At 73.0% G+C, this 15,260-nt stretch carries 16 protein-coding genes; 7 read left to right on the forward strand and 9 right to left on the reverse strand.

Annotation, left to right across the window (positions count from 1 at the left end):
• Positions 1-54: 54 nt before the first annotated feature.
• Complete coding sequence (gene secA / locus ACZDYF_RS02315; RefSeq protein ID WP_475052777.1) at positions 55-3,075, forward strand: preprotein translocase subunit SecA; 3,021 nt, start codon at positions 55-57, stop codon at positions 3,073-3,075.
• Between the two features lie 31 nt (positions 3,076-3,106).
• On the opposite strand, the gene ACZDYF_RS02320 is transcribed toward secA, so the two are convergent.
• Complete coding sequence (locus ACZDYF_RS02320) at positions 3,107-3,634, reverse strand: Rv3235 family protein (protein WP_475052780.1); 528 nt, start codon at positions 3,632-3,634, stop codon at positions 3,107-3,109.
• A 107-nt stretch (positions 3,635-3,741) separates the two neighbouring features.
• Complete coding sequence (locus tag ACZDYF_RS02325; RefSeq protein WP_475052785.1) at positions 3,742-4,863, reverse strand: LysM peptidoglycan-binding domain-containing protein; 1,122 nt, start codon at positions 4,861-4,863, stop codon at positions 3,742-3,744.
• Between the two features lie 172 nt (positions 4,864-5,035).
• Between ACZDYF_RS02325 and ACZDYF_RS02330 the strand changes: the two genes are divergently transcribed.
• On the forward strand, positions 5,036-5,560 hold the full coding sequence (locus tag ACZDYF_RS02330) for a hypothetical protein (RefSeq protein WP_475052790.1): 525 nt from the start codon (positions 5,036-5,038) through the stop codon (positions 5,558-5,560).
• 97 nt (positions 5,561-5,657) lie between these two features.
• Here the strand turns inward: ACZDYF_RS02330 and ACZDYF_RS02335 are convergent, their stop codons facing one another.
• Complete coding sequence (locus ACZDYF_RS02335) at positions 5,658-5,873, reverse strand: helix-turn-helix domain-containing protein (protein ID WP_191790826.1); 216 nt, start codon at positions 5,871-5,873, stop codon at positions 5,658-5,660.
• 177 nt (positions 5,874-6,050) lie between these two features.
• On the opposite strand from ACZDYF_RS02335, the gene ACZDYF_RS02340 reads away from it, so the two are divergent.
• The 3 genes from ACZDYF_RS02340 to ACZDYF_RS02350 are packed head-to-tail and all read left to right on the forward strand — an operon-like array spanning position 6,051 to position 8,672.
• Positions 6,051-6,740 carry a hypothetical protein gene (locus tag ACZDYF_RS02340; RefSeq protein WP_475052798.1) on the forward strand — a complete coding sequence of 230 codons (690 nt, stop codon included), beginning with the start codon at positions 6,051-6,053 and terminating at the stop codon, positions 6,738-6,740.
• Positions 6,737-8,143 carry a CpaE/TadZ family protein gene (locus ACZDYF_RS02345; RefSeq protein WP_475052800.1) on the forward strand — a complete coding sequence of 469 codons (1,407 nt, stop codon included), beginning with the start codon at positions 6,737-6,739 and terminating at the stop codon, positions 8,141-8,143. The genes ACZDYF_RS02340 and ACZDYF_RS02345 overlap by 4 nt, the downstream gene beginning before the upstream one ends.
• A 4-nt stretch (positions 8,144-8,147) precedes the next feature.
• The gene (locus ACZDYF_RS02350) at positions 8,148-8,672 is read left to right on the forward strand and encodes a DUF6912 family protein (RefSeq protein ID WP_191790824.1); all 525 of its coding nucleotides are present in this window, start codon (positions 8,148-8,150) and stop codon (positions 8,670-8,672) included.
• A 150-nt stretch (positions 8,673-8,822) separates the two neighbouring features.
• On the opposite strand, the gene hisN is transcribed toward ACZDYF_RS02350, so the two are convergent.
• From hisN to ACZDYF_RS02375, 5 genes are all read right to left on the reverse strand, one after another.
• Positions 8,823-9,602, reverse strand: coding sequence for a histidinol-phosphatase (gene hisN / locus ACZDYF_RS02355; protein WP_400274693.1), 780 nt, complete (start codon positions 9,600-9,602; stop codon positions 8,823-8,825).
• Between the two features lie 3 nt (positions 9,603-9,605).
• Positions 9,606-10,754 (reverse strand): ribosome small subunit-dependent GTPase A, encoded by a 1,149-nt coding sequence (rsgA, locus tag ACZDYF_RS02360; protein ID WP_475052805.1) that lies wholly within the window; start codon positions 10,752-10,754, stop codon positions 9,606-9,608.
• Positions 10,754-12,097, reverse strand: coding sequence for a 3-phosphoshikimate 1-carboxyvinyltransferase (gene aroA, locus ACZDYF_RS02365; protein WP_475052807.1), 1,344 nt, complete (start codon positions 12,095-12,097; stop codon positions 10,754-10,756). The genes rsgA and aroA overlap by 1 nt, the downstream gene beginning before the upstream one ends.
• 176 nt (positions 12,098-12,273) lie before the next feature.
• A complete protein-coding gene (locus ACZDYF_RS02370; protein WP_191790820.1) occupies positions 12,274-12,888 on the reverse strand; it encodes a DoxX family membrane protein in 615 nt (204 codons plus the stop codon).
• Between the two features lie 199 nt (positions 12,889-13,087).
• Complete coding sequence (locus ACZDYF_RS02375; protein ID WP_191790819.1) at positions 13,088-13,633, reverse strand: ferritin; 546 nt, start codon at positions 13,631-13,633, stop codon at positions 13,088-13,090.
• Between the two features lie 159 nt (positions 13,634-13,792).
• Here ACZDYF_RS02375 and ACZDYF_RS02380 point away from each other — a divergent pair, with 159 nt between their 5' ends.
• Positions 13,793-14,602 (forward strand): sigma-70 family RNA polymerase sigma factor, encoded by an 810-nt coding sequence (locus ACZDYF_RS02380; RefSeq protein ID WP_475052814.1) that lies wholly within the window; start codon positions 13,793-13,795, stop codon positions 14,600-14,602.
• The gene (rsrA, locus tag ACZDYF_RS02385) at positions 14,599-14,922 is read left to right on the forward strand and encodes a mycothiol system anti-sigma-R factor (protein ID WP_191790818.1); all 324 of its coding nucleotides are present in this window, start codon (positions 14,599-14,601) and stop codon (positions 14,920-14,922) included. The genes ACZDYF_RS02380 and rsrA overlap by 4 nt, the downstream gene beginning before the upstream one ends.
• Before the next feature lie 189 nt (positions 14,923-15,111).
• Here the strand turns inward: rsrA and ACZDYF_RS02390 are convergent, their stop codons facing one another.
• The gene (locus ACZDYF_RS02390; RefSeq protein WP_156968370.1) at positions 15,112-15,186 is read right to left on the reverse strand and encodes a 50S ribosomal protein bL37; all 75 of its coding nucleotides are present in this window, start codon (positions 15,184-15,186) and stop codon (positions 15,112-15,114) included.
• Positions 15,187-15,260: the final 74 nt, after the last annotated feature.

Here is a 15,260-nt window from a genome sequence, read left to right on the forward strand (position 1 = left end):
CGCATTCGCCCCGGACCGTCCGGCCCGGGGGCGCGATCGATACGGGAGTACTGCGTGCCTGCGATCCTCGAGAAGGTCCTGCGCTTCGGCGAGGGCCGGATCCTGAAGAAGTTGTCCGGCCTGGCAGAGCAGGTCAACAAGCTGGAGCCCAGCTTCGAGGACCTGACCGACGAGGAGCTGCGCGAGGAGACCGACCGGTTCAAGGAACGGCTCGAGAACGGCGCGACGCTCGACGAGATCCTCCCCGAGGCGTTCGCCGCGGTCCGTGAGGCCGCCCGCCGCACCCTCGGGCAGCGCGCCTACGACGTGCAGCTCATGGGCGGCGCGGCCCTGCACCTGGGGAACATCGCCGAGATGAAGACCGGTGAGGGCAAGACCCTCGTCGGCACCTTCCCCGCGTACCTCAACGCGCTCACGGGCAAGGGCGTGCACGTCGTCACGGTCAACGACTACCTGGCCAAGTACCAGAGCGACCTGATGGGCCGCGTCTTCCGCGCCCTCGGCCTCACGACCGGCTGCATCATCTCCGGTCAGACGCCCGCTGTGCGTCGCGAGCAGTACGCCGCGGACATCACGTACGGCACGAACAACGAGTTCGGGTTCGACTACCTGCGCGACAACATGGCGTGGAGCACCGACGACCTGGTGCAGCGCGGCCACAACTTCGCGATCGTCGACGAGGTCGACTCGATCCTCATCGACGAGGCACGTACCCCGCTCATCATCTCGGGCCCCGCGTCGGGCGACGCGAACCGCTGGTACGGCGAGTTCGCCAAGGTGGTCCGCCGCCTGAGCCCGGAGACCGACTACGAGGTCGACGAGAAGAAGCGCACCATCGGCGTGCTCGAGCCCGGCATCGCGAAGGTCGAGGACTACCTCGGCATCGAGAACCTGTACGAGTCGCTCAACACGCCGCTCATCGGGTTCCTCAACAACGCGATCAAGGCCAAGGAGCTCTTCAAGCGCGACAAGGACTACGTCGTGCTCAACGGCGAGGTCATGATCGTCGACGAGCACACGGGCCGTATCCTCGCGGGCCGCCGCTACAACGAGGGCATGCACCAGGCGATCGAGGCCAAGGAGGGCGTGCAGATCAAGGCGGAGAACCAGACGCTCGCCACGATCACGCTCCAGAACTACTTCCGCCTGTACGACAAGATCTCCGGGATGACCGGTACGGCTGACACCGAGGCCGCCGAGTTCCAGGGCACGTACAAGCTGGGCGTCGTGCCCATCCCCACGAACCGCAAGATGCAGCGCGTGGACCAGCCCGACCTCGTGTACAAGAACGAGGAGGGCAAGTTCGACGCCGTGGTCGCGGACATCGTCGAGCGCCACGCCGAGGGGCAGCCGGTCCTGGTCGGCACCACGAGCGTCGAGAAGTCCGAGCTCCTGTCCTCGAAGCTCAAGAAGCAGGGCGTCCCGCACGAGGTCCTCAACGCCAAGCAGCACGAGCGCGAGGCCGCGATCGTCGCGCAGGCGGGCCGCAAGGGCTCGGTCACTGTCGCGACCAACATGGCCGGCCGTGGTACCGACATCATGCTCGGTGGCAACGCCGAGTTCATGGCGGTCGCCGACCTCGCCGCGCGCGGGCTCGACGCCGCGGAGAACCCCGAGGAGTACGAGGCCGCGTGGCCCGAGGCCGTCGAGCGCGCCAAGGCCGCCGTGGCCGCGGAGCACGACGAGGTCACCGAGCTCGGCGGGCTCTACGTCCTGGGCACCGAGCGCCACGAGTCGCGCCGTATCGACAACCAGCTCCGTGGCCGTTCCGGCCGTCAGGGCGACCCGGGCGAGTCCCGCTTCTACCTGTCGATGCAGGACGACCTGATGCGCCTGTTCAACTCGGGTCTCGCCGAGTCCATGATGAACCGCGCGGGCTTCCCCGACGACGTGCCCCTCGAGTCGAAGATCGTCACGCGCGGCATCGCGAGCGCGCAGGGACAGGTCGAGGCGCGCAACTTCGAGATCCGCAAGAACGTCCTCAAGTACGACGACGTCCTCTCGCGCCAGCGCACCGTCATCTACGACGAGCGTCGCCGCGTGCTCCAGGGCGAGGACATGCAGGAGCAGGTCCAGCACTTCATCACGGACGTCGTCACGGCCTACGTCGACGGCGCCACGTCCGAGGGCAACCCGGAGCACTGGGACCTCGAGGCGCTGTGGACGGCGCTGCGCGCGGTGTACCCGGTCTCGATCGAGGTCGACGAGGTGCTCGAGCAGGCCGGGGGAGCCACGCGTCTGACGCGTGAGCTGATCCTCGAGGAGATCCTGTCCGACGCCCGCGTGGCCTACCAGGACCGCGAGGCGTCGCTGGGCAGCTCGAACATGCGTCAGCTCGAGCGCCGCGTGGTGCTCTCGGTGCTGGACCGCAAGTGGCGCGAGCACCTCTACGAGATGGACTACCTCAAGGAGGGCATCGGCCTGCGCGCCATGGCGCAGCGCGACCCGCTGGTCGAGTACCAGCGCGAGGGCTTCCAGCTCTTCCAGGCCATGACCGAGGCCATCAAGGAGGAGTCGGTCGGCTTCCTGTTCAACCTCGAGGTCAAGGTCGCCGAGCCCGACGCGTCGCCGGTCAACCCGGTGTCGGCCGCGGCTGCCGCGCAGTCGGTGGCCGGTCAGGCGTTCGGCGGCACGGCCGGGGCCGCGGGGGCTGCTGCGGCGGCCGGAGCCGCGGCGAAGGCTGCGGCGGACGCCAAGGCGGCCGAGGGGGCACGGGTCCAGGCGGCGGCGCAGGCCGACGCAGACCGGCCTGTCGAGGACGCACCCGTCGACGACGAGATCGTGGACGCGCCGGTCGCACCTGCCCCCAAGGCCGAGCCGACGCTCATCGCGAAGGGTCTCGACGGCCCGACCGAGCAGGTGCCGCTGCAGTACTCGGCTCCGTCCGACGACGGTTCGGGTCAGGCCGTGGTCTCAGGAGACGGCTCGCGCCGCGCCCGCCGCGCCCTGCACGGCGAGGCCACCGCGGTCGAGGGGGACGGGCGCACGTTCCCCGGCACGCCCCGCAACGCCAAGTGCCCCTGCGGCTCGGGCAAGAAGTACAAGCTCTGCCACGGTCTGAACGAAGAGGAGTAGCCCTCTCCACGAGGACACCCGCGAGCGGCGGTCAGCCGATCTCGAGGACCACGACGCGCCACACGCCGCGTCGGGCCTCGAGTCGGAGGGCCGCCGCTCGCACTCTGTCCATGTCCTCCAGGACGACCGTGGCCTCTGCCGTCGTGTCGCCGAGACGCACGAGCCGCGCACGACGGATCGCGACGGGCCGCGCGGCGGCGTCCACGCCGGCCGCTCCCTGCATCAGCAGTGCGCGTCGCCCCAGGGCGTCGAACACGTCCGGGGCGAGCCACCGCTGCAGCTGGGCCACGGGACGCTCACCGCGCAGGACCTCGACCGCGGCCCGGACGACCGAGCAGCAGATCGACGTCGGGTCCGGCAACGGGAGGTCCGGCGTCGACGTCACGGGTCGACCGTTGTCGGCGAGGTCTTCGGCGACCGGGAACTGCGGAGCGCCGCCGAAGGTCAGGACGCGCGGCGTCCGTGGTACCGCGCGAGGCAGGGTGGCCGGGCCGGCGAGTCGCGGCGTCGCACCGGAACGGAGCGTGCGGGGGTGCTGGCGGACGGTGGTGGTCGACATGGCGTTCTCCTGGGGTCGGCGAGGGCCGGCGCGTCGAGAGACGCCCGGTGGGACGGTGTACGGGGTTCTTGGCGTGGAGCGGAGGGCCGTGCGTGCCTGCGCTGAGGTCAGGCGGTGAGAGGGGCCTGCAGCACCTGTCCTGGTCGGATGAGGTCCGGATCCTGACCGATGACGTCCAGGTTCGCCGCGTACCAGCGCTGCCACTCGACGGTGATCTGGGCGTCGGTCGCGCCTTGTCCGAGGGCTCGTTCGGCGAGGGACCAGAGGGTGTCGCCGCGCAGGACCACGACCGAGACGCTCGAGGCGTCGGTCTGCGCGACGGACGACGGGACGGCGGCCAGGGAGCCGCCCGGGGTTGCGCCTCCGGGCTGGGGCGGGGCAAGCGGAGCGACCCCGGCGGACTGGGCGGGTGCGGCGTGCTGCGTGCCGCCCATCAGGCCGCTGAGCGGGACATGGCCAGGGTTCGGCCCACCCGGCTCTGCCCCTGCGGGCGACGGGGTCGGGGCGGAGGCGCCCGTGTCGTGGGTGCGCGGTGCCTCGCCCACCGAGGCCGCCTCGGGCGCGCCGTCCGTGACGGAGGGGACGGGGGGCGCGGGGTCGATCGCCGAGGTATCGGTCGCGGCGTCGGTGGTGCCCCCGTCCCGAGACTCGTCGGGTGAGCGCAGCGCCTCGGGCTTCTCGTCTGCGGCGGGGGCGAGCGGAACGACCGACGGTCCGGCACCGTGGCTCGCAGGGTCAGCGGTGCCGGTGGGCGCGGGAGCGGTGCTCTGCCATCCCAGATCGACGACGGCGGTGCTCGTCGCGGGCTCCGCGGGCTCGGTCTCCACAGCCTGGGCGCTCCCTGCCCCCAGGACGAGCCCGGCCCCGATCGACACCGCGACTCCGGAGCCGGCGAGCCGGCGGACGAGGACCGGGGCGTGCAGCAGCACGAGTCGTTCTCCTGCTGCCCACCGGCGGCCCACGCCTCGCACGAGGACGCACGACGCGGCGAGCGCGGAGCTGAGAGACACCCAGGCCGCGAGCAGGCTTCCCGCGCCGACGAGCGGGATCTCCAGATAGGTCTCGAAGCGAGGGCTGGGGAGGTCGCCTGCGACGGACAGGGCTCGCAGGGCCAGCAGGACGCCGACGAGGCCCGCGGCGGTCGCGAGGGCGAGCAGAGCGGCCAGCCGTGGCCCCTGTCGTGGCACGACCCGCGCGCTCGCTCGGCCGGGTCCGGGATGGTGCGCCATGCTTCCCCCTGAAGATGGACGACGACGTCGGGTCCGTGCTCGGAGCGATCATCGCGTTTGATGCAGTTTGATAGTGCTACATCAAACTAGATCGCACTTCTGTTGTCCACAGGAGGTTCGTAGTTCGGACACCCCTGGACGAAACCCCCGGGCCTGCCGCTACGGTGTGGGCGTGCGCTGGGACCTGCTGTTCGCCGACCTCGTGGCACAGCTCGACGCCGGCGACGCCCAGGCCGACGCCCACGTGCTCGCGGACCTCACGCGTGCCGAGCAGGCCACGATCACGCTCGGGGACCGACTCCGCGCGAGCGTGCTCGGCCCGCCGCTCGGTGTGCGGCTCACCGACGGGTCGCGGCTGACCGGACAGGTCAGAGCGGTCGCGTCCGACTGGTTCCTGCTCGAGGACGGGAACCGGCGGTACGTCGTACCCCTGCTCGCGGCCACGGTGATCGACGGGCTCGCCACGCACGCCGTCCGCGGCCCCTCGGGCACGGGAGCCGGGCGCGGGCTTCCCGCCCTGCTGAGGACGCTCATGCGAGACCGTGCCGTCGTCCACGTGCGGACGCTCGCCGGCGAGCTCGACGGTCGTGTCGCGCGGGTCGGCAAGGACCACCTGGACCTCTTGGCCACCTCGGGCGGCGCCCGGGCGAGTCACGTCGTCCCGTTCGTCGCGCTCGTGTGCGTGAGCGAGACCTAGGCGAGACCAGGGGCGGATCGGATGCAGGGGGAGCAGGGGAGCGCGCCGCGTGGGGTGCATGCCGCGCCGACGGCGGGCAGCGGTACGCGGCGGGGGGTCAGGACTCGAAGTCGCCCGCGTCGATGCGGGTACGCGTCTGGGCGTACATGCGCTGGATGTAGCCCTCGAGCTCGCTGGCCTCGACCCTCCACTGGCCTCGTCCGCCGACCTGGATCGCGGGGAGCTCACCGCTGCGGACCAGGGCGTACGCCTGGGCCGCCGAGATGTTGAGCTCCTCCGTGACGTCCGCGAGGGTGAGGAAGCGCTGTGACATGGCCACAGTCTTTCACGGCGCCGATACCGGTCCTGGTTGTCCACAGGCGATGCCTTGCTCGCCCCGTCCCCACGCTCCGCTCGGCATGATGGCTCCCAGTCCCCGGGGTGCCCGCGGCTCCGGGGCGTGGCGCCCGACCCAGACCGCCCGATCCGCCCGACGACGAAACGGACCCTCATGACGAGCACCCTCGACCCGCTGCCGACCCCCACCGTCGCCCGGCTGCGGCGCCCCGGTTGGCGGGACCCTCGCCTCCTCCTCGGTCTCGTGCTCGTCGCCGCCTCGGTCGCCCTCGGCTCGTGGGCCGTGTCCTCGGCCGGTCGGACCGTCGCCGTCTACGCCGCAGCCGGACCGCTCACGCCGGGTGAGCCGGTCGACGCGAGCAGCCTCCGGACCGTCGAGGTGCGCCTCGGGTCCGGGGACGAGAAGTACTTCCCCGCCGGGCAGGCGCTCCCCGACGACCTGGTGGCGTTGCGGGTCGTGGGCGACGGTGAGCTCGTGGCCCGCACCGCGGTGGGCGGGGCGGCAGAGCTGGCCGTTCGCGCCGTGGCGGTCCCGGTCACCGCCGCGCTGTCGGACAGGGTCACGGACGGCACGCTGGTGGACGTCTGGTTCATCCCGGCAGTCGAGGACGGGAGCGTGGCCGGCGCGGGCGAGAAGGGTGTCGGGGAGGGCGCGCGCGAGCCGTACGCGCTCGCCTCGCAGGTCGTGGTCGCTCAGGTCGCGGAGACCTCGGGGACGCTCGTGACGGGAGGGCCGACCACGCTCCACGTGCTGGTGCCCACGGACGACCTCCCCGGAGTCCTGGCCGCGCTCGCGGCCGAGGGCGAGATCGCGGTCGTGCCCGTCCCCGGGGGTGGAGCATGACCGCGGATGCGACCCTCCCGGTCGCCGCCGTGCTGTGCGCGGTGCGCGGCAGCGGTGAGACCGCGGTCGTCACGGCGCTCACGGCGCCCGGGTCCGGAGTCTCCGTGGCCCGTCGGTGCGCGGACCTCACGGAGCTCCTCGCCGCGGCCGGGGCCGGCGCGGGCACGGCCGCGATCATCTCGGCCGACCTCCCCGGGATCAACCTCGAGACGGTCGCGCACCTGCACGCGTGCGGCGTGCGGGTCGTCGCGCTCGCCGGGGACCAGGACTGGGTCGCGGACCGACTCCGCGCCGTGGGCGTCGACGTCGTCCTCGACGAGGACACCCCGAGCACGGTCCTCGTCGCGACGGTCCGCGACGAGGCGCACGGACGCGGACGCCACGACGACGGGGGAGGACCGCCACCGGGAGACGTCCCCGGTGGACAGGGCGGGACGGGCGATGGCCGGGTCCGGCGGCGGGGCAAGGTCGTCGCGGTCTGGGGTCCGACCGGGGCCCCCGGGCGGACGACGCTCGCGGTGCACCTCGCGGCCGAGCTGGCCGGTGCGGGCGACCGGCGGGCGCACAGCGGCGGGCGACGTCGACGCCGAGGGCGAGGCGCGCCGTCGGGCACGGACGGGAGCCGGACCGACGAGGTCCTCCTGGTCGACGCAGACACCTACGCAGGGTCCGTCGCCCAGCACCTCGGTCTGCTCGACGAGTCACCAGGGCTCGCGGCGGCGGCCCGCAGCGCGGGGCAGGGCACCCTCGAGCTCGCGGGCCTGGCACGCCTGGCCCCGCTCGTCGTGCCGCGACTGCGCGTCCTGACCGGCATCTCGCGCGCCGCGCGCTGGCCCGAGCTCCCGCCGACCTCGCTCGACGTCGTCTGGGAGCTGTCCCGGGCGCTGGCCGACTGGACCGTGATCGACTGCGGGTTCGGGCTCGAGCAGGACGAGCTGCTGTCCTACGACACGCGCGCCCCGCAGCGCAACGGGGCGACGCTCAGCGCGCTCGCGGCGGCAGACGTCGTGCTGGTCGTCGGCGGCTCGGACGCGGTGGGGATCCAACGGCTCGTCCGCGGACTGGGAGACCTCGCGGACAGCGGCGCGACGAGCGGTGCGCTGCGGATCGTGGTCGCGAACCGGGTCAGGTCCTCGGCGGCCGGCCCCCGGCCCGAGGCGGCGGTGCGCGAGGCGCTCGGCCGGTACGGCGGGGTCACGGACCTGCACGTCGTCCCGGACGACCGGGTGACCCTCGACGCGGCGCTGCTCGCGGGCAGGACGCTCGCCGAGCACGCACCCGAGACCCTGGTCCGTCGGGCCGTCGCGGAGCTCGCGCAGCGCGTACGGACGGACGTCGGTGCCGTCCCTGGCACGACCGCGCCGGGCGGACCACGCGAACGCGTCCCGGAACCGGCACACTGATCCCATGCGCATCTACGTTCCCGCCACCGTCGACGAGCTCGACGCCGTCACCGTGACCGGCGACGAGGCCGTCTGGTCCCTCGCTCCGCGAGCCGCCCACGCCGTCACGTCCGCCCTCTCCCGCGAGCTGCCCGACGAGGACGAGGAGGGGCTGGAGTTCGCCGCGGCCCTCGAGGCCGCCGACGACTCCCTCGCGCTCATCGCCGGTCGCGTCGGCGCCCCGCGTCAGCGTCTCGTCGTCACGGTCGAGGTGCCCGACGAGATGGTCGCGCTGACCCAGCCCGGCGACGACGAGTCTGCCGACGACCTCGCGCCCAGCGCGGTCGACGTCACGGCGTCCATCCCCGAGGTGCGCATCGTGTGCGTCCACGTCGACGAGCCCGAGGCCGCGACGGACATCGCCGAGGTCTTCGCGGCCGCCGACGAGGACCGCGACGAGGACCTCGACGCCGCGCTCGACCGCGTGAGCGAGCGCGACCTGCTCTGGTACGACTGGTCGGAGCTCAAGAGCGTCCCCCGCGCCAAGTGACCTTGCGGTAGCAGGTGCCGAGAACGGACCTGAGGCCGCCATCCACCGGATGACGACCTCAGGTCCGTTCTCGTCCGCCGGGCGCCCGGCGAGCCGGGCGAGCGGGCAGCCGGGCGAGCGGGCAGCGGGGCAGCCGCCCGGCCGGCAGGGTCAGGAGAGGCGGCCCAGGATCTCGTCGTGGAGCAGGCCGTTCGTGGCGACCGCGTTGCCGCCCCACGGACCGGGCGCGCCGTCGAGGGACGTGAACGTCCCGCCGGCCTCGGTGACGATGGGGACCAGTGCCGCCATGTCGTAGAGCTCGAGCTCGGGCTCCGCGGCCGCGTCCACGGCCCCCTCGGCCACGAGCATGTAGGACCAGAAGTCGCCGTAGGCCCGCGTGCGCCAGGTCTCGCGGGTCAGGTCGAGGAACGCGTCGAGCTTGCCGCGCTCCTCCCACCCGGACAGCGACGAGTACGACAGCGAGGCGTCGTCCAGCTTGCCGACCTGCGAGACGCGCAGCCTGCTCGCGGCCGCGAGCGAGCGGCCGCTCCACGCGCCCGTGCCCTTCGCTGCCCACCAGCGGCGGCCCAGGGCAGGAGCGGACACGAGCCCGACGACGATCTCGTCGCCGTCGGCCAGCGCGATGAGCGTTGCCCACACCGGGACCCCGCGCACGAAGTTCTTGGTCCCGTCGATCGGGTCGATGATCCACCGGCGGGCGCCGTGCCCGGTCTCGCCGAACTCCTCACCGACGATCGCGTCGCGCCCGCGGGCCCGCGAGAGGTGGCTGCGGATGATCTCCTCCGCGGCGCGGTCGGCGTCGCTGACCGGGGTATTGTCCGGCTTGGACTCCACGGACAGGTCGAGGGCCTTGAAGCGGGACATGGTGTGCGAGTCGACCTGGTCGGCGATCACGTGAGCCAGGCGCAGGTCGTCGTCGTAGGTCGGCATGGCTCACACCGTACCGGTGCGCGCCGCCAGCAGACGTCGGAACGACTCGACACGCGCGGTACGCGCCGCCTTCTCGTCCTCGGGGGACGCCTCGAGCCAGTCGTCGAGCGCGCAGTCGGGTGCCCCGTCGAGGTGCGTGCAGCCGCGCGGGCAGTCCTCGGCGACCACGTCGAGGTCGTCGAACGCCTTGAGGAGGTTCTCGACGTCGACGTGGGCGAGCCCGAACGACCGCACGCCGGGCGTGTCGATGACCCACCCCGCGGGGTTGCCGTCGGCGTCGGGCAGGCGCAGCGCGACGGCCGACGTCGACGTGTGCCGCCCCCGGCCCGTGACGTCGTTGACGACGCCCGTGGCCCGGTACGCGTCCGGCACCAGGGCGTTGACGAGCGTCGACTTGCCGACGCCCGAGTGGCCCACGAGGACCGACGTGCGGCCCTCGAGCTCGGCGCGCACGGCCTCGAGCGGCACGATGCGCCACGCGTCCTCGGCCGCGTCGGAGGCGTTGTGGCCGGGTTCGTCGCCGTGCCCGCCGTGCCCGCCGTGCCCAGCCCCGTCGCCGGTGCCGGTCCCGGCGAGAGCATCGTCGTGCACCCGCCGCGTCACGACGACCTTGACCCCGATGGGCTCGTAGAGCTCGCGCAGGGGGGTCGCGTCGGCGAGGTCCGCCTTGGTGAGGCACAGCAGGACGTCCATGCCCGCGTCGTACGCGGCCACGACGCAGCGGTCGATCATGCGGGTACGGGGCTCGGGCTGGGCGAGGGCCGTGACGATCACGAGCTGGTCGGCGTTGGCGACGATGATGCGCTCGTACGGGTCGGTGTCGTCGGCCGTGCGCCGCAGGGTCGAGGTGCGCTCCTGGATGCGCACGATGCGCGCGAGCGTCCCGTCCTCGCCCGTGGTGTCGCCCACGATGTCGACGCGGTCGCCGCAGACCACGCGGTTGCGCGTCAGCTCGCGCGCCTTCATCGCGAGGATGGCGCGTTCGGTCGGCTGGTCCTCGTCGAGCAGGAGCGTGTAGCGCCCGCGGTCGACACCCGTGACGAGCCCGGTCTCGGCGTCCTCGTGCTGAGGGCGCTGCTTGGTCCGCGGGCGCGAGTTCTTGTTGCTCGCCCGGTCGCGGAAGTCGGACTCGTCGCGGACGCGCCGCGCCATCAGCTCGCCGATCCCGTGGCGCTCAGCATGCGGTCCCACATGGCGGTGAACCCGGGCAGGGTCTTGGCGGTCGTCTCGACGTCCTCGACGAGCACGCCGGGCACGCGCAGCCCGATGAGGGCGCCCGAGGTCGCCATGCGGTGGTCGTGGTACGTGCGGAACGTGGCACCGTGCAGCGGGCGCGGCGTGATGACGAGCCCGTCGTGCGTCTGCTCGGCCTGCCCGCCGAGGCGCGTGATCTCGGTCGCGAGCGCGGCCAGGCGGTCGGTCTCGTGCCCGCGCAGGTGCGCGATGCCGCGCAGGCGGCTGGGGGAGTCGGCGATCGCGGCGAGGGCCGCGATGGTCGGGGCGAGCTCGCCCGCCTCGTGGAGGTCGACGTCGATCCCGCGGATCTCGCCCGTCCCGGTCACGGCCATGACCCCGTCCGCCAGCTCGGCGCGGCCGCCCATCGCGGTGAGGAGCTCGGCCATCATGGCGCCCGGCTGGGTCGTGACGGCGGGCCAGCCGGGGACGCGCACGGTCCCGCCGACCACGAGGGCCGCGGCGAGGAACGGCCCGGCGTTCGAGAGGTCGGGCTCGACGTACACGTCGCGCGCGGCGATCGGCCCGGGGGAGACGGTCCAGATCGTGGGGCGCGAGTCGTCGACCTCGACGCCGACCTCGCGCAGGACCTCCACGGTCATGTCGATGTGGGGCACGCTCGGCAGCGTCGGGCCGGTGTGGCGCAGTGTGACGCCCTCCTCGAAGCGCGCGGCGGCGAGCAGCAGGCCCGAGACGAACTGGCTCGACCCCGACGCGTCGACGTCGACGTGCCCGCCGCGCACCGCGCCGCGTCCCGTGATGGTGAACGGCAGCGTGTCCTTGCCCTCGACCGGCACACCCAGGTCGCGCAGCGCGTCGAGCACGGGCCCCATGGGGCGCACGCGAGCGCCCTCGTCGCCGTCGAACCGCACGGTGCCGTCGGCGAGGGCCGCGACCGCGGGGACGAAGCGCATGACCGTCCCGGCGAGGCCGCAGTCGATCTCGGCGGGGCCGTGCAGCGCGCCGGGCGTCACGTGCAGCTCGCTCGGGTCGTCGCCCTCGGTGATGCCCACGCCCAGGTCGCGCAGCGCCGCGGCCATGAGGTCGGTGTCGCGGCTGCGGAGCGCGCCGCGCAGCACGCCGGGCCCGTCGGCGAGGGCCGCGAGCACGAGGAGGCGGTTGGTGAGCGACTTGGAGCCCGGGACCGCGACGGTCGCGTCGAGCGGGGCACCGGCGGTCGTGCCCGTCCGGCTGGGCGCGGGCCACGCCGGCAGCGCGGGGGTCGTCTCGGCGGGGCGGGCGGCAGGAAGGTCGCTGGTCACATGCCCCAGGTTATGGCACCGGGACTCGGGAAGGGCCTTCCGTCCGGTCCTCGGCCGGGCCCGTCCGCGGCCCGACGGCGTCGCTCACCTGCCGTGGTCCGGCTGCGGTGAGCGACGCGTCGGCTGCGCCGGGCGTGCCGGGCGCGCCGGGCGTGCCGGGCGTGCCGTCAGTGCCGTCAGTGCGAGACGGCGCCCTTGACGGCACCGGTCGCCGAGCTCGCGGCGCGTCGCGCCGTCCTGCCCGCCTTGCGGGTGCTCGCCGTCACGGCGTGCGTGGCTTTGTCCGTCACGGACTCGACCTTGTGCTTGGCCGCGTCGACCTGGTGCTTGGCGTTCTTGGCGAGGTCGATGTCCTTGCGGGCGCGGTCGACGCGCCAGCGGACGCCGGGGCGACCCTCGTAGTCGGCCCCGGCGATGAGAGCCGCGCCGATCGCGCCCAGGTTGGCCACGAACTTGCGGGTGCGCACGTCGCGAGGCACGTCGCTCGGGGTGAAGGGCTGGTTGACGACCGCGAGGGGGACGCTCAGGGCCGCGAGCGTGAGGGCCGCGGTCCGTGGGGCCTTGCCGACCGCGAGGAACAGCCCGGCCACGGCGGTCGCGGCGCCGTGCGCGCGGACGAGCGCCGAGACCTGCTTCTCGCTGAGGGGCTCCTCGACGCCGAGCTGCTGGCCGACGAGGCTCACGCCCCGCCGGGCGGCGCGCACGTGCTCCGCGGGCTTGAGGGCGGCCTGCACGCCGTCGTAGATGAACCAGGAGGCCAGCATGGGCCTCGCGACGTGACGCAGCAGCATCGGTGGGTCTCCTTCGTCGAGCGGGTGCCGGTGAGAGCGGCGGACACCGGGACGCTGGTGCCGCCCCCGGTCGACCCAGCCTGTCCCATCGCTGCTCAGCATGCCACCGGGCGTGCACCCTCGGGGTCGCACGCGCCGGGAGCGGGGTGTTCGAGGGCGGAGCCGGGACCGGCCCGGCTCCGTCCGTGAGCTCGTCAGGTCAGAGCGCTCCGCCGGCCGCCTCGGGGGCGTCCGCGGACTCTCCGCCGTCCCCGATGGTCTCGCGGGCCACGTAGTTCTCGAGGTCGAACAGGTTCTCGCCGGCACGGCGGGCGACCGTCAGGAGCGTCGTGGCGGACGCGACCTCCTCGACCTGCTCCTTGAGGAACCACAGCAGGAACTGCTCGCCCAGGGCGTCGCCCTCCTCGCGGGCCGCGCGGAAGATGGCCTCGATCTGGTCGGTGACCTGCTTCTCCTGGTCGAGCGCGAGCTGGAGAGGCTCGAGCACCGAGTCGAAGTCGTTGCGCACCGCGCCCGTGCCGGGGATCGAGATCTCCAGGTCACGGTCGAGGTGGTACTGGACGATCATCATGGCGTGGTTGCGCTCCTCGACCGACTGGCGGTAGAAGTGCGCGGCGAGCTGGGGCAGGTCGTGCGCGTCGAACCACACGGCGATCGCGATGTACTGCTGGTGGGCGTCGAGCTCGTGGCCGACCTGCTCGCGCAGGAGGGTGCGGAACCGGGAGTCGGGAGTCGTGGTCGTCATGCGGTCACGCTAGCGAGGATCGCGCCCGAGCACACCCGATGGTTGCCTGCCCTCGCTGAGCACAGGCTCGCCTGACCCTCCGCCCGCCCCGCGGAGGCGGGACCCGCGGCATCAGGCGGCTGCGGGAATGTCAGGGGGCACCCGGCGGTTGTGCTGAGCGTGACATGTGTACTGGAAGCGGAAGCGGCCGTCAGCGCCCCCGCCGCACCGAGCCTCGAGGTCGTGCCGTTCGGCGCGGTCGCACCTTCTGCGCTCTCGGCGGACACCCGACCGGCAGGAGGACTAGGCTCGTTGTCGATGACGGACCAGATCAGCAGCAGCAGCGCAGGCGACCTCTCGGGCGCCGATGACGCCGAGGACACCCACCGGGCCCCCTCCACGGAGGACGACGCGGCCCGCTCGGCGCGCTTCGAGCGCGACGCGCTGGTGTACCTCGACCAGCTCTACTCGGCGGCGCTGCGCCTGACGCGCAACCCGACCGACGCGGAGGACCTGGTCCAGGAGACGTTCACCAAGGCGTTCGCGGCGTTCCACCAGTACCGCCCGGACACCAACCTCAAGGCGTGGCTCTACCGGATCCTCACCAACACGTTCATCAACAACTACCGCAAGAAGCAGCGCGAGCCGCTGCAGTCCGCGGCAGAGGACGTCGAGGACTGGCAGATCCACCGCGCGGCGTCGCACACGTCGCAGGGGTTGCGCTCGGCCGAGGCCGAGGCGTTGGACCGGCTCCCGGACTCCGACGTGAAGAAGGCTCTCCAGGAGCTGCCGGAGGACCGCCGGATGGCCGTGTACTACGCGGACGTCGAGGGCTTCCCGTACAAGGAGATCGCCGAGATCATGGGCACGCCGATCGGGACCGTGATGTCGCGGCTCCACCGTGGTCGGCACCAGCTGCGTGATCTCCTGAGCGACTACGCAAAGGACCGAGGACTGGTGGGGGCCAAGACCCCCGGAGGTGAGTCGTGAGTCAGCAGAACGTGGGCACGGAGGCACAGGACGAGGTCATCGTGCCGATCCCCCACTCGACCGAGGGTGAGACCGAGTGCGAGCACGCGCTCAAGCACCTGTACGAGTACCTCGACTCGGAGATGACCTCCGACGACGAGGTGCGCATGCGTGCGCACGTCGCGCACTGCTCGCCGTGCCTGGCCGAGCTGAGCGCCGAGGAGCTGGTCAAGCAGCTCGTGCGCCGCTCGTGCCACGAGCAGGCTCCCGTCGAGCTTCGGCTGCGCATCCAGGCGCAGTTCACCGTACTGCGTACGACGACGGTCGTCGAGGGCATCTGACGCGCCGTCCGGGGAGTGACGCCGTCGGGCACCTCTCCGCTCCTGCGCGGGCCGGCCTCCCGTCCGCCGCGGCCGTGTCGGGCCGCCTCCCGCGAACGTCGAAAGGGCCCGTCCTCACCGAGGTGAGGACGGGCCCTTTCGTCGCACTCGCCCGCAGGGCGCGTGATCGCGGCCCTGGCGGGCTCGTGATCAGGCGTTGGGGCGCTTGCCGTGGTTCGCTGCGCTGCCCTTGCGGCTGCGACGCTTGCGTCCGCGCTTGCTCATGATTGCTCCTCACGCCGGATTCTGTCTGCTCCATGTTCCCACATCTGGGGCTTGTCCTGGTCCAAGACGCGATA

The sequence above is a fragment of the Oerskovia sp. PE-21s genome (assembly GCF_056158145.1).

What these genes read in the sequence shown, in the direction of transcription:
- ACZDYF_RS02320 (WP_475052780.1), bottom strand. Translation starts at nt 3,634, where the DNA reads ATGTCGACCACCACCGTCCGCCAGCACCCCCGCACGCTCCGTTCCGGT.
- ACZDYF_RS02325 (WP_475052785.1), bottom strand. Translation starts at nt 4,863, where the DNA reads ATGGCGCACCATCCCGGACCCGGCCGAGCGAGCGCGCGGGTCGTGCCA.
- ACZDYF_RS02335 (WP_191790826.1), bottom strand. Translation starts at nt 5,873, where the DNA reads ATGTCACAGCGCTTCCTCACCCTCGCGGACGTCACGGAGGAGCTCAAC.
- ACZDYF_RS02340 (WP_475052798.1), top strand. Translation starts at nt 6,051, where the DNA reads ATGACGAGCACCCTCGACCCGCTGCCGACCCCCACCGTCGCCCGGCTG.
- ACZDYF_RS02345 (WP_475052800.1), top strand. Translation starts at nt 6,737, where the DNA reads ATGACCGCGGATGCGACCCTCCCGGTCGCCGCCGTGCTGTGCGCGGTG.
- ACZDYF_RS02350 (WP_191790824.1), top strand. Translation starts at nt 8,148, where the DNA reads ATGCGCATCTACGTTCCCGCCACCGTCGACGAGCTCGACGCCGTCACC.
- hisN (WP_400274693.1), bottom strand. Translation starts at nt 9,602, where the DNA reads ATGCCGACCTACGACGACGACCTGCGCCTGGCTCACGTGATCGCCGAC.
- rsgA (WP_475052805.1), bottom strand. Translation starts at nt 10,754, where the DNA reads ATGGCGCGGCGCGTCCGCGACGAGTCCGACTTCCGCGACCGGGCGAGC.
- ACZDYF_RS02370 (WP_191790820.1), bottom strand. Translation starts at nt 12,888, where the DNA reads ATGCTGCTGCGTCACGTCGCGAGGCCCATGCTGGCCTCCTGGTTCATC.
- ACZDYF_RS02375 (WP_191790819.1), bottom strand. Translation starts at nt 13,633, where the DNA reads ATGACGACCACGACTCCCGACTCCCGGTTCCGCACCCTCCTGCGCGAG.